This window comes from Peloplasma aerotolerans, assembly GCF_030012175.1.
In the GTDB taxonomy this organism is placed as follows: Bacteria; Bacillota_I; Bacilli_A; order Acholeplasmatales; family Acholeplasmataceae; genus Peloplasma; species Peloplasma aerotolerans.
In genome coordinates, this window is the sequence record NZ_JASCXW010000012.1 from 1 (window position 1) to 13,527 (window position 13,527).

A 13,527-nucleotide genomic window follows, 5' to 3' on the forward strand; every position below is an offset into this window, starting at 1 on the left:
TATTTAAACTTTTTTGACCTATAATTATCATATTTGGTTATGATATAATAAAAAAGGTTATTATCATAAACATATTAAGAAATTATATATAAATAAAAGGGGAGTAGAGTATATGATTATACTAATATCAGGAGCTACACATACAGGAAAAACATTAATCGCACAAAAACTATTAGAAAAATATAAATACCCATACTTATCTATAGACCATTTAAAAATGGGACTGATTAGAAGTGGAAATACAGAACTTAAACCAGATAGTACTTTTAATCAACTCACTAAATATTTATGGCCAATCGTAAGAGAAATCATTAAGACTAATATTGAAAACCACCAGCATCTTATTATTGAGGGATGCTATATACCTCATAACTATAAAAAGGATTTTACTGAGTTAGAATTAAGTCATATCAATATGATATCAATTATTTTTAGTGAAGCATATATTAATAAGAACTATCAACATATCCTTGATTATTCAAGTGTTATTGAGAGTAGATTATATGATGAAATAAGCAAAAAAAGGATGATAAAAGAAAATTTTGCCAATCATTTAGGATGTAACAAGCATCATATTAGATTTATATACGTAGAAGAAAAATATGACATTGATTTAATCATTGAAGAAATTTCAGGACTTTTGTCCTTTTCTTTTTATAAATAAAAATATTCTAATTAATATTTACTTTTTAAGTTAAATTATGTATAATCAAAATGTTCGAATAAAACCATAATGAAAGGTGGAATGTTCTATGAAAAATACAATGAATAGCACGACCCAAAAAATGAAGGAGGGCATTTCATGCATCTAACCCTCCAAAAATAAACGGAGGTATTATGGTAGAAACACATTTAGAAAATGTCTCTTTTAACATAGAGAGACTTAAAGAATCAAAAGCATATGATCCGCTCAAATTAGCAAGAGTCATTAATCAACAAAGAGGTATATACTTAGTTGATTTAGATCATGAGATCATACATGCGAAAGTATCAGGGAAGATGATGCATCAAGCTACTGATGTCATGGATTTTCCATCAGTTGGTGATTATGTGATGGTTGAGCAAAATCAAGATACAACCATCATTCATCACATTTTAAAAAGAAATAGTATACTAGAACGGAAATCAGCAGGTAAAACTGCAGATGCTCAAGTGATTGCTACAAATATTGATTATATCTTGATTTGTATGTCATTAAACGAAAACTTTAGTTTAAGAAGATTAGAGCGATACTTATCCATTTCATGGATGAGTGGAGCTATACCTGTTATTGTTTTAACGAAGTTTGATTTATATAACCCAGCAACAAGAAACTTAGAATTAGTTTATTCAGTTTCATCAGGAGCAGATGTGATTATTACATCTGAATTAATTGAACCTTATTATAATGAACTAGAAACTATCATTAAAAAAGGTATGACCTATGCCTTAATTGGTTCATCTGGTGTAGGCAAATCAACAATTATCAATCATTTAATAGGAACAAGGGTTACAGAAACTAAGGATATCGGATATAAAGACAGAGGAAGACACGTAACGACATCAAGAGAACTCTTTGAGACTAAGGAACATGCTTATATCATTGATACACCAGGTATGAGAGAACTTCAATTAGATGATGTTGATCTAGCATCAACATTTGATGATATTGAAGCATTAGGAAAATCATGTAAGTTCAATGACTGTAAACATGAAAAAGAACCTGGATGTAAAGTCATAGAAGCAATCCAAAATGGAATCATTACAAAAGAACGTTTGAAAAGTTATAAAACACTATTAAAAGAATATGCATATCAAAAGCGTAGACAAAAACAAAAAGAGAGAAAGTTAATGAAGGCATCAAAATGATAGATAGTGTGCTATTAATGAGTATGATTCAATAATTTAAGAGACAAACCTCCATCTCATGAAATAGATGGAGGTATTCTTATTAAAATTAATGAATAGAATATGGAAAAAAGTAAAATTTAATAACTCAAAAAAAGACCAAAAAAATTTTTTTGGATTTTATTTCGGATTTGTTTTATAGTAATAGATATAAAATATAATGAAAAGAAGTAGGTGAAAAAAATGTTAGGTAGATTAAAAAATGTATTGGATAACATTGGTCCAGGTGTTCATGATGTGTGTTATTTGGATTGTGATGGTGAAGTTATGACAAGTGAAGATTTGATGTATTTTGGATTCGATGAAATTCTAGTCATCAGTAAATCTGAAAATGTTGTTTCAACACCAGAGTGGAGAATTATCAATCTTCATTTAGATGTAAAGAAATATAGTTCAGTCAAGCATTGAGAGAAACACCTGACTTCAGGTGTTTTTTTTCTTTCTAAGTCCATTTAATGATTTTATTTGATTGATTATCAATATAGCATCTAAAATGTCAAAACATCAAAATTGTAAGGCTAATATGGTCAAAAAAATGGTATACTAAATGAATGATTCAATCGATAAATAATACTCTTTAACAATAATAGAAAAATGAGGTCAATTATGCAAAATAGTAAATCAAAAATAGCTTTATATTTGAGTATTAGGATTATATTAATGGTTATACTACAAGGAATTACTTATTTGATTCTATTTCAAAAGGAACAAGCATTTGAACTTTCAGGGTATTATTGGGCTATACATATTACAATAGTCAATATATTGTTGATTACGATGATGATTATTATATTGAAGAAAAGTAATGAAAGTTATTTTAATTTCTTCAAACAAATGAACAAAAAGAATACTATTTATTTCTTAAAGATATTAATACCTATAATTGTAGTAGCTATGCTACCCAATATATTGCTATCATTATGGTTATATCAAGATCCACAAATTGGAACAAAGTTTTTATTAGGAAGTATTCCATTGTTTTTCATGATTATCAATATGACTGTTTTTCCAATATTACAAGGTTTAGTTGAATTACCATTTTATTTCTCATTCATTATGCCAAGACTACAAAAAATATCTACAAGGAAATGGATTTATGTTGGTTTACCAGTATTTTTCTTAAGCATTCAACATGCTTTTATGCCTTTAAGATTCGATTTCATATATGTTATTTATAGAAGTTTGATGTTTTTTCCTTTTGCTTTATTGATTGGTATTTTGATTCACAAGAAACCAATGATGTTACCTTATTTAGTAATATTACATATCTTGATGAATGCATCACTATTTATGATGTATTTTATGAACTGACGATGAAACTACTCAAACTAATGCAGTCGAATCAAGTGAATATAAATAATGTGTACATTTAGAATAGAATGAAATATCAACAAAGAATACCTAGATATCTTAATTCAGTTAGTATCCATTATATATTGTCTATATAAGTTAAAAATGTTATTATTATAAGTGATAAAGGTGAACAAATGAATATATCAGAACATCAAATAAGATTTTTAACAAATAAATCCTCAAGATCTTTTTATCACGAATTGAAGGAAGCTCTCAAATCATGCAACCGATTTTACTTCTCGGTTGCTTTTATTCATAATTCAGCAATGAGTATATTGTCAAAAGAACTTAAAGATTTCAATGAAAGCAGCAAAGTAGGAAAAATAATAACAACTAATTATATGAATGGAACTGATCCAGAAGCACTAGAGACTCTGCTTAAATATAATAATATTGAAACAAGAATATATAAAACCGGAGTAAATGAACATCGGAATGGATTCCATACTAAAGGTTATCTCTTTGATATGGGTGATTTTATAAAAATCTATATAGGTTCGTCCAATTTAAGCCAAAGTGCTCTAAAGACTAATCAAGAATGGAATTTATCTGTAATTTCAAAAACTGATCATCTATTTAAAGATATAAAAGAAGAATTCGACTTATTGTGGAATGAATCAGAACCTTTAAATCATGCCTTTATACAAGAGTATAAGTTAGAACATAAAAAAACAGGTAATGATTATGATAAACAATTGTTTAATCAAATTGTAGCTTTTCTAAAGCAAACAGAGGGACATAGGTTTTTCAAAGATTTATCTGATTTTGCAAATATTGATGAAGAAGAATTAAAAAACAAATTGAATTTGAGTCGTTCATCCATACCAACGCCAAATATGATGCAGGAACAAGCTGTTGAAAGATTACAAACCTTAAGATATCAAGGAGAATCAAAAGCACTTGTTATAGCAGCAACAGGTACGGGGAAGACTTTTTTAGCAGCATTTGATGCATTGCAAGTAAAACCTAAAAGAGTGTTATTTATTGTTCATAGGGAAAAAATACTAAAAGAAGCACTAAGAACATTCAAACTTATTCATCCAGAAAAACAGATGGGTATTTTGACAGGCAACACAAAATCATTTGATCAAGACTATATATTTGCTTCAAATACAATGATGAGCAAAAAAGAGGTTTTAGAACATTATGATAAAGAAGCATTTGACTATATTATTATTGACGAAGCACACCGTTCTGCTGCAAGTACATATCAAAAGATTTTAAATTACTTTAAGCCTAAATTTTTATTGGGTATGACAGCAACTCCAGAAAGAACTGATGCGTTAAGCATTTTCAAATTGTATGACCACAATATTGCAGTCGAAATCAGATTAAGAGAAGCATTAAATCATAACCTAGTAGTGCCATTTCACTATTTTGGTATCAATGATATACAAACGGATTTAAGTGATGTAAAACTAACTGACATAGATAAACTAGCGGAAAAACTTAACATCAAAACCAGAGTTGACTTAATTATAGAAAGCATTGAAGACTATACGATATCGGGTAGAAAAAGAAAAGCATTAGGATTTTGTGTGAATATCAAGCACGCTAAGTATATGGCTGAGGAGTTTAATAACAAGGGATATCCCTCGTTATATTTATTTAGTGAAAACGATGAGATAGAAAGAGATAAAGCAATTGAAAGACTAGAAGACGAAAACGATCCATTATCTTATATATTCACTATTGGAATATTTAATGAAGGTATTGATATTCCGAGTCTAAATTTGATATTGATGTTAAGACCTACAGAATCTCCTATTATTTTTACTCAACAATTGGGGAGAGGGCTAAGACATTATCAAAACAAGGAGTATTTAACAGTCCTAGATTTTATAGGTAATCACAATAAAACATTTTTGTTACCAATCGCATTAGCTGGTGATAAATCATATGACAAAGAAGACTTAACTTTAATGACAAAAAGAGATTTTTTTGATATACCAGGAGATACATTCATTAGACTAGATGAAATCTCGAAGCAGAGAATCTTAAGTCAATTAGAATCTGTTAATTTTAATGAAATCAAATATTTAAAAGAAGCATATCAGGAAGTTAAACTGAATATGTTTATACAGGAAGACAAATTATACGATTATCCAATGATAACGCAATTTAGCTTAGACGGGATTGATCCAGTAAGAATGATTGATAAGAAAGGATCATATCTTAAATTTGTTTCTGATATTGAAAATGATGACTCACTTAATAAAATAATAAATGATACGGAAAAATATAGTTTTATTAAGTTTTTCGACTATCAGTTGCCGATTAAAAGAGTATATGAATATGCCATTATAAGAACATTGCTTGATCAAAAATCGTTAACAAAACTTGAGTTACTTGATTATTTAAGAAAATATATAGAGTCACCTAATTTAAAAGATCTTGATCATGCAATCGGATATTTAAACCACTTATATTTTTCTGTTACAGAAACCAATAAGTTTGGTAAACCAATTAAATTGGAAAACAATATCGTTTCCTTAAATGATATATTTAAAAAAAATCTTACTGATAAATTGTTTAGTGATTTCATTGATCATACAATCGATTATGGATTACTAAGATATATGAATGAGTTTGGATATCATAATTACGGATATCCTTTTCTGAAACCATATCACACATATAATAAGGTTGATATTCCGCATCTGGCTCGTTTTGATAAAATTTTTCAAGGCATGCTAATGAGTGGATTGATCAAAATTAAAAACCATTTTTATCTATTTGTCAATCTGAATAAAATAGCAGTAAAAGAGAGTATCGATTATGCAGACCATTTTGATAGCAGATCTGTTTTTCAATGGGAGTCGCCAAATTCAACAAGTCAATTAAGTCCTGTGGGTCAGGATTTAATCCATCATCAAGAAAGAAATATTAAAATACATTTGCTAGTTAGAAAGTTTGCAAGTGATCAAAGTGTAAATAAAGGATATAGTACAGAGTTGACATATTTAGGAACAATGAATGTTATGAGTTATGAAAATAATAAACCAATTCGATTTAAATTCAAACTAGAGCAAAGTGTTCCAGAACCAATATACATTAAATTAACTGAGGTTGAAGAATGAAAAAGCACATAGAAGTAGTTGCAGCAATCATTAGGAAAGATAATAAAGTATTCTGTGCTCAGAGAGCAGATAAAGGTGAGTTAGCCAAGAAATGGGAATTTCCTGGAGGGAAAATTGAAGTTGGTGAAACGCATCAGCAAGCATTGATTAGAGAGATCAAAGAAGAGTTAAATGCTGATATAGTTGTTAATGATTTTTTATTAACAGTTAACCATGAGTATCAAACGTTTTACTTAACGATGCATTGTTATGAATGTGTGGTTGTATCAGGGGAGCTAACAATTAATGAACATTTAGATTCAAAATGGTTAATGATTGAAGAAATGTATGAGTATGATTTTGCACAAGCAGACATGCCAGTTATTAATCACATGTTAGTTGATAACAAATAACTTTAGAGCATTTGTCAAATAGATACAATTTTAGGACGTTCAAATATTGCACATGTAGAGGTTCATTTTATTTATTGGGGGAAAGCCATGAAAATAGATAATCATTATGTTCCTAAGCTGATATTAAGAAGATTTAATGAAAGAATAAATACTTTCAATATATCTACAAATAAATTAACGATTAACACAAGTCTGAAGAAGGCTTTTTCTAGTAAGTTGCTATATAGCCAGGAAATTGAGGATTTATTTAATTTCAAAATCGAAAATGAGTTTGCAAAGATACTGGATTCAAAGATTTTAATTGATTCGGAAGAGATTATATTATCAAGAACCGAGTTAGCCATAACTAAAAAGTTTCTTTTATTAGCAATGATGAGAACAGTTGACGGAGAGTCGTTAATGCGGCACATGAAAGATGAGATTGCAAAAGTATTAAAAAAAACTATTAATTTTGAAGAGCAAAATGTTGGAGATATAACACCATTTGATTATTGGATGCAAACAATAAAATGTATACTGGAGTCCTCAGACCTAATCAATGTAAGAAATCACCCATTAGCAACTAACACCGCAGTTAAGTGGGCGACAATATTTAATGCTGGATACCTATCTGTTTGGGACAGCAGTGATACAGGTGAAGATTTTATTGTAATAGACAATGGAATGACTTCAGAGCATGAATCAACAAGATTTATACCTCCCATGAACAATGATGTAATAAAAAGAGGTTATATGTTGGGACAAACTATTTATGCTGAAAATATTAGTGAGGAACAAAAATATATATGTATTATGAACTATAAAGATATAATGTTTTCAAATGATTTCATGACAGAAAATTTTTATTTATTCTCTATTACTAGGAATAGAACGCTTGTTTTGATAAATCCTTTTTATAGATTGTATGATAAAAGCGAGTATGAAGGAACAAATCATTTACCTGTTCCAGATATCTGGCCAACTAAAATTAAAGATAAATCTCTTTTCCTTAAGAATAAATTTAAGTATGTGAATGGTATTGTAGAAACATTGAAAGGGAAGATTGATGCAAAAGATTTATATATATATCCTGTAAGAAAAATGAAGTTGGAGGATGTTATTTACGTCAATTGTTTGAGTTTTGATAGAATCCATCAAGTGCTAGGGTTTAGTGATTCAGCAAGAGTTAGGAGAAGTTTATCAGTTTACTCAATAGTAAAAGGTCTCAATAATTATGATGGATTAATTAAAATTATCGAAGAATTAGGTAATCCAATCATATTAAATGATAACGTAAAAAAAATAGCTGGTCATATAGCACCTAAAGTAGTTGTTTACGGTTCTCGAGAAAAAGAGTATATTGATAATTACTTGCGATTAAGAGAAACAAATAAAAACAATTTTACATAATAATCATTTTGATTATTATGGATTTTAGGAAAAAGTATCAAATAGAAGTGTTTAAAATTGATAAATCAATTCGTTTTTTGAATTACAAACTTATTTTTTAAAAAAAAGAAAAGTATAATATATCATGGTATTTTTAGGACATATACGCCATACACATTAAATAAACAATGTGGGATAATAAATTTATAATAGTATGAAAAGGAGAAAAATTATGGGAAGTACAGGAACTGGAAGTTTTGGTAATTATTCGAAAAGTGAAAAAGATGTGTGTCCAGAAGAAGTTTACTTTGTAATTGAAGATTTTGATGTTTCGGAGTATAAAACTGAGCAAGGAATACCAGAGGTGGGACAAAAAGTATTCATCTTTTCAGAACTAGTAGAAAAAAGACTTGTTGTCGTCGAGGAAGAAACAGAGCTCATGTTAGGAAACGTACCAACAGAACATAATTATTTATTTCATTCATGTATTGAAAAAGGAAAGCAATATAAAGGCGAAATTATCAATGTTGATGAGAATCTTATAACTCAAATAATGGTTAAGCTAAATGTCGAATAAGAGTTTTATAGTTATTGGTGAGGTATACGTTGATTTTCATATAGACATGGAAATAAATAATATGAGATTAGGTGGTATTTTTCATGTTGCTAGAGCTTTGAACTCTATTGGTCAAGAATATTCAATAGCATATATCTCTCCAAAGTACCTAGAAAAAGATATTCAAAGTTTTGGTAAAAAATTATCTGCATTGTGTACATTTAATATTGGAACTGTTTTACATAAACCAAATGTAATATGTATTCAAGAATCGACTGAATTTTCAAACCAAGGTTACGAGGAGTTAAATAGAGATCAAAACCAATTTGATTTATATGAGGAATGTTTAGAAAAAGCCATTAAAGGTAATAAATATACTGATGCTATCATTACTTCAGGAGAGTTCTTGAATCAAAGATTTATTGATCTCATTAAGTCACATCAAATAAGTGTACATATTGATTTTCATCATGAAGAAATTCAGGATTTAATTGATATTGATACAGCCATCTTTTCAACTTCAGGAGAATCTTTTTCAAATGACTTCAAGTCATTGATTGAAAAATATCGAAACAATAAGATAAAAAGAGTACTTTTAAAGGAAAATAGAGGTGGATCTAGATTGTTTGACTACCAACTTGATAAAATAATTGCTGCACCAGCATTTTTAGTTAATAACTTACATTCTGTGGGTGTAGGTGACTGTTATAATGCGATTTTAGTTTCTGAATTGGGGAAATCCATGTATGAAAATATGCTTTATGCATCTCAAATTGCAGCTTTTTATTCCCTGACTATGGATCATGAAGAATTTTGCAAAGACGTTGAGAGAATTAAAAACAGAGATATTAATCATTGTATTACTAATGGTGTTCAAATTTTTTGGGAAGACAGAAGCAAATTTAAAATTTATCTAGCTGCACCAGATTTTCCAAATAATCCTGCAAACAAAATTGCAAACAGAGTTGAAAAAAGCCTTGAGCATCACAATTTTAAACTCTTTAGACCGATAATAGAGAATGGTCTAATTGAAAATAATACACCTTTAAAAGATAAAATTAGAATTTATAACAACGATTTAAAGCATATTAAAGATTCCGACCTGTGTATAGCAATTTTGCATGATGACGATCCAGGAACAAATGTAGAGATTGGGATATTTAAAGCACTGAACAAAAAAATAATTGCATTAAGCTATAATAATCATTTGAACAATTTTTTTCTAGAAAACTCGATTAATAAAATAGTGACTAACGAAAAAGAACTTATAATGTACCTCTTTATTTATTTAGGAGAATTAAATGAAAAAATATGATTTAGTGTTATTAATGTCGGGTGGTCTAGACTCAACTGTGCTTTTTTATGATTTAATTAGTAAAGGAATGAGAGTTTTACCATTGTTTTTAGATTATGGGCAACATTGTGTTGAAACTGAATTAAGAACATTAAAAAAAGTTCTTACAGAAGTATATATAGAAGATTTGCATATAATTAATATTGCTGATGTATATCGGGACTCAGACTCTGTAATGATAAAGGAAAGAAATTTATGGGAGAAACAGATTTCAGAAAAAGATATGTATTTGCCTTATAGAAACTTGCTCTTCATGACTATTGCTGTATCATTTGCACAATCAAATCAAGTGAACAAAGTTTATTCAGCATTTATTAATAGTAATCATGCAAAAGAGATAGATTGTTCTACAGATTTTTTTAAAATGCTTAATAACATGCTTTCTGATATAGGATATGTTAATATTGAGTTACCATATAAAAACATGACAAAAGTTGATGTTCTAAGGAGAGGTATTCAATTAAATGCACCATTAAGTATTACGTATTCATGCCAAGTGAATAGCACAAATCCTTGTGGATCATGTCCAAACTGTGTAGAAAGATTAAATGCAATTAAGGAAGCGAGTGAATCTAATAATGGTTAACCAATATGTTGATATCGTGATTACCAATATAGAAAAAATGGGTATAGAGTTCAATAAAGAAAATAACAAGCCTGTTTATAATCACATTGGTGCAGTTATATGTGATATGTCACTGCAAGCAGGTTTAAATTATAAAAACGTTGTTTATCCAAGAATAGAATATATTCTTAATAGTTTTGCAAGTTTTAAAACTACATCTCAATTTACTTCTTTGATTAATATAATCGACATTGAAGATATTCTAAATTTTCATAATAAGAGGAAAATACAAACAATAAAAGAAATTTTTTCATTATTGAAGAACGAGAACATTGAAACAGTTGATGAAATGGCAGAATGGATGACTACAGATTTCAATATAAACCAGATTAATAATATCAATGGAATTGGTCCAAAAACTTTAGATTATCTGCTCAAATTACTAGGTATAGATAGTATGCCTGTTGATAGACATTTATTTAGTTTCTTAAAGTTATGTAATATCGATGTTATCGAATATTATCCTGCTCAATTGATATACAATGAAGTTTCAAGAAAACTTAATATCAACAAACTTGATTTGGATACAGCCATTTGGAATTATATGTCAAAAAATGAGTTAACATATCAACCAATATGATATTTAAAAATCACAAACGTGGTAAATTTAACAATTTGCATGTGCAAATACAATTAAAAATGATTGCTTTGTCTAGAAGCAATCACTTTTTTATTTTACTAGATTTCTTTAAGGTTTTATCTAGGCAATGGCAATGGTTCAAAACTAAACCCAATTGTATCATCAACCTTCATAGAAAAACAAATGCCTCGAGCTTCCGTCTTTACCCCATATTTAGACGTGATTGCCTTCATTAAGGCATTTTTTTGTTTCTCCAAACATACAATCATTAAAATATCTTTTTCTGGATGTAAGGTAATACCAAAAAACTTATCCTTTTCTTGAGAAATAGAACTACGTCCATGAATAATCGTTCCACCTCTTGCTCCTGCTTTTCTGGCTTCAGCCATTGCTTCATAAGCAAATCCATGATTACAGATATAAATAATAACTTCTTTATTTTTTCCCATTTTGATCCCCTACCATTTCTTGATATAAACTCTTATATGCAGTTTCTGATATACCATCTAGTGCTACAGTGAATGCAACACCCATACCTAATTTAAGAAAATCTAAATCCAATATAAGATGTTGAAAGATTTGTTCAACATCCCCATCATCTACCAAACTGAAGATGATATCTCTTTCTGGATCACCTAAACTTAAGTATTCCATAATCTCTGATGTTGCTGTGCCTACACCAGGGACTGTTGCTTGATAATCTATGACACCACCACCAGTGATTTTAGATACTTTTTCACTGACGTGTCTTCCTACAATCGTTATCAATAATTTCATGATTTTACCTCGCTTAAATCCATAATTTCATCTTCTTCAATTTCTTCATATACATCAACTTTAGCTCTATAAATAAATCCTAATAATTGAATCGTAATCAAAGGCGCCATTGCAACAAATGCAATTAATCCAAATGCACTACTTAAAACATTTGTTCCACTAATCATTGCTGCTCCTAATGCATAAGGCATTAAGAAAGCAGAAGTCATCGCCCCTGATACAGCACCGCCTGAATCAAATGCGATACCTGTAAAAATCTTTGGTGTAAAAAACATCAATATCAAAGCCAATCCATATCCAGGTAATAAGAACCACCAAATACTTACACCAGTTAAGACTCTAACACAAGCTAAGCCAATTGCTACACTCACACCTACTGCTAATGCATAAAGCATCAGTTTACTAGAAATTGCTCCTGCACTAACTTCTTCGACTTGCCTATTTAAGGCAACGACAGAAGGTTCAGCAGCAACAATCACAAATCCGAATACCATGCCTACAGGAACCAAAATCCATGATGCATTTAAATTTGCAAAATATGCTCCCATTTGTAATCCCATATCGACTAAACCAGCATTTGCTCCAGTAAGAAATAAAACTAAACCTATATAAGTATATCCAAAAGCAATTAATATTTTAATAACCCTTCTTTTTTTTAACTTAAATGCGAAAACTTGAAAGATCATAAAAAATAATATAAAAGGTAATATTGCAATTGCCATTTGAACTAAATTTCTAACTAAATAACCCATAAAACTTGTCGTTGTATCACTTATAGGTACTGTTGGACTATAAAACAATCCTAAAATCAAAACACTTAAGATTGGCCCAATAGAAGCAATTCCAACTAATCCAAAACTGTCTTCTTCAGAAGCCCTGTCACCACGACTTTTTGAAATACCAAAGCCTAATGCCATAATAAATGGAACCGCCATAGGTCCGGTAGTGACACCACCTGAATCAAAGGCAACGGGTATAAAACTTGGATTGGTCATAAATAATAATATCGCAAATCCAAAGACAACAGCATAACTTATTAATATCAATGTTCTTAACTTAATTTGAGTAAGAATTCTAATCAATGCTAAAACAACAAAGATCCCAACACCTAAAGCAACACTCAATATCAAAACAGGCTCAATCACAACACTTTTAAACTGATCTGCAAGAACCCACAAAGCAGGTTCTGCTATGTTAATCATAAACCCTACAATAAATGCAATCACAATAAACAATAACAACTTTCTTTTCTTAACAATAAACTCACCAATCGATTCTGCAATAGCAACCATACTTGATACTGAACCAATAGAAAAAAACGTTAATCCAATCATTAATAATAAACTACCAACAATGAAATTAATGATATATTGACCATCAATTCCAATCAATAAACTTATGATGAGTATTACAACTGAAATTGGTAAAACAGCAATCATCGAATCAAACAATTTATGCAATACAAACTTCATATATTCAACTCATCCTTTCGTCTATTTTTATTAAGTTGAGTATACATGAAAACGAAGTTTCTGTCAATCCAACAAGCCGTATC

General features: G+C 29.3%; 14 protein-coding genes. 11 read left to right on the forward strand and 3 right to left on the reverse strand.

The features are described from left to right. The first annotated feature begins 112 nt into the window (after positions 1-112). The 11 genes from QJ521_RS04595 (at position 113) to QJ521_RS04645 (ending at position 11,195) form a co-directional block, all read left to right on the forward strand. Entirely contained in the window at positions 113-664 is a 552-nt protein-coding gene (locus QJ521_RS04595; RefSeq protein WP_282839260.1) for an adenylate kinase, read from the forward strand. 173 nt (positions 665-837) lie between these two features. After that, positions 838-1,848 (forward strand): ribosome small subunit-dependent GTPase A, encoded by a 1,011-nt coding sequence (rsgA, locus tag QJ521_RS04600; protein WP_282839261.1) that lies wholly within the window; start codon positions 838-840, stop codon positions 1,846-1,848. Positions 1,849-2,070: 222 nt separating this feature from the next. Next, the gene (locus QJ521_RS04605; RefSeq protein ID WP_282839262.1) at positions 2,071-2,295 is read left to right on the forward strand and encodes a hypothetical protein; all 225 of its coding nucleotides are present in this window, start codon (positions 2,071-2,073) and stop codon (positions 2,293-2,295) included. Positions 2,296-2,493: 198 nt separating this feature from the next. Further along, positions 2,494-3,198, forward strand: a complete 705-nt coding sequence (locus tag QJ521_RS04610) for a hypothetical protein (RefSeq protein WP_282839263.1) — start codon at positions 2,494-2,496, stop codon at positions 3,196-3,198. 176 nt (positions 3,199-3,374) lie between these two features. Next, positions 3,375-6,320 carry a DUF3427 domain-containing protein gene (locus QJ521_RS04615; RefSeq protein ID WP_282839264.1) on the forward strand — a complete coding sequence of 982 codons (2,946 nt, stop codon included), beginning with the start codon at positions 3,375-3,377 and terminating at the stop codon, positions 6,318-6,320. Further along, on the forward strand, positions 6,317-6,712 hold the full coding sequence (mutT, locus tag QJ521_RS04620; protein ID WP_282839265.1) for an 8-oxo-dGTP diphosphatase MutT: 396 nt from the start codon (positions 6,317-6,319) through the stop codon (positions 6,710-6,712). The genes QJ521_RS04615 and mutT overlap by 4 nt, the downstream gene beginning before the upstream one ends. An 87-nt stretch (positions 6,713-6,799) precedes the next feature. After that, positions 6,800-8,101, forward strand: a complete 1,302-nt coding sequence (locus tag QJ521_RS04625; RefSeq protein ID WP_282839266.1) for a DUF4238 domain-containing protein — start codon at positions 6,800-6,802, stop codon at positions 8,099-8,101. Between the two features lie 211 nt (positions 8,102-8,312). After that, entirely contained in the window at positions 8,313-8,657 is a 345-nt protein-coding gene (locus QJ521_RS04630) for a hypothetical protein (RefSeq protein ID WP_282839267.1), read from the forward strand. Between the two features lie 61 nt (positions 8,658-8,718). Next, positions 8,719-9,951, forward strand: coding sequence for a nucleoside 2-deoxyribosyltransferase (locus tag QJ521_RS04635; protein ID WP_282839268.1), 1,233 nt, complete (start codon positions 8,719-8,721; stop codon positions 9,949-9,951). Further along, positions 9,938-10,576 carry a 7-cyano-7-deazaguanine synthase gene (locus tag QJ521_RS04640; RefSeq protein ID WP_282839269.1) on the forward strand — a complete coding sequence of 213 codons (639 nt, stop codon included), beginning with the start codon at positions 9,938-9,940 and terminating at the stop codon, positions 10,574-10,576. Before QJ521_RS04635 ends, QJ521_RS04640 begins: the two co-directional genes overlap by 14 nt. Continuing rightward, the gene (locus QJ521_RS04645; RefSeq protein ID WP_282839270.1) at positions 10,557-11,195 is read left to right on the forward strand and encodes a hypothetical protein; all 639 of its coding nucleotides are present in this window, start codon (positions 10,557-10,559) and stop codon (positions 11,193-11,195) included. Before QJ521_RS04640 ends, QJ521_RS04645 begins: the two co-directional genes overlap by 20 nt. Positions 11,196-11,311: 116 nt before the next feature. Here QJ521_RS04645 and QJ521_RS04650 read toward each other — a convergent pair whose 3' ends face one another. The 3 genes from QJ521_RS04650 to QJ521_RS04660 are packed head-to-tail and all read right to left on the reverse strand — an operon-like array spanning position 11,312 to position 13,444. Beyond that, positions 11,312-11,644 (reverse strand): hypothetical protein, encoded by a 333-nt coding sequence (locus tag QJ521_RS04650; RefSeq protein ID WP_282839271.1) that lies wholly within the window; start codon positions 11,642-11,644, stop codon positions 11,312-11,314. Beyond that, entirely contained in the window at positions 11,631-11,972 is a 342-nt protein-coding gene (locus QJ521_RS04655) for a hypothetical protein (protein ID WP_282839272.1), read from the reverse strand. The genes QJ521_RS04650 and QJ521_RS04655 overlap by 14 nt, the downstream gene beginning before the upstream one ends. Then, a complete protein-coding gene (locus tag QJ521_RS04660) occupies positions 11,969-13,444 on the reverse strand; it encodes a DUF1538 domain-containing protein (protein ID WP_282839273.1) in 1,476 nt (491 codons plus the stop codon). The genes QJ521_RS04655 and QJ521_RS04660 overlap by 4 nt, the downstream gene beginning before the upstream one ends. Between the last annotated feature and the right edge of the window lie 83 nt (positions 13,445-13,527).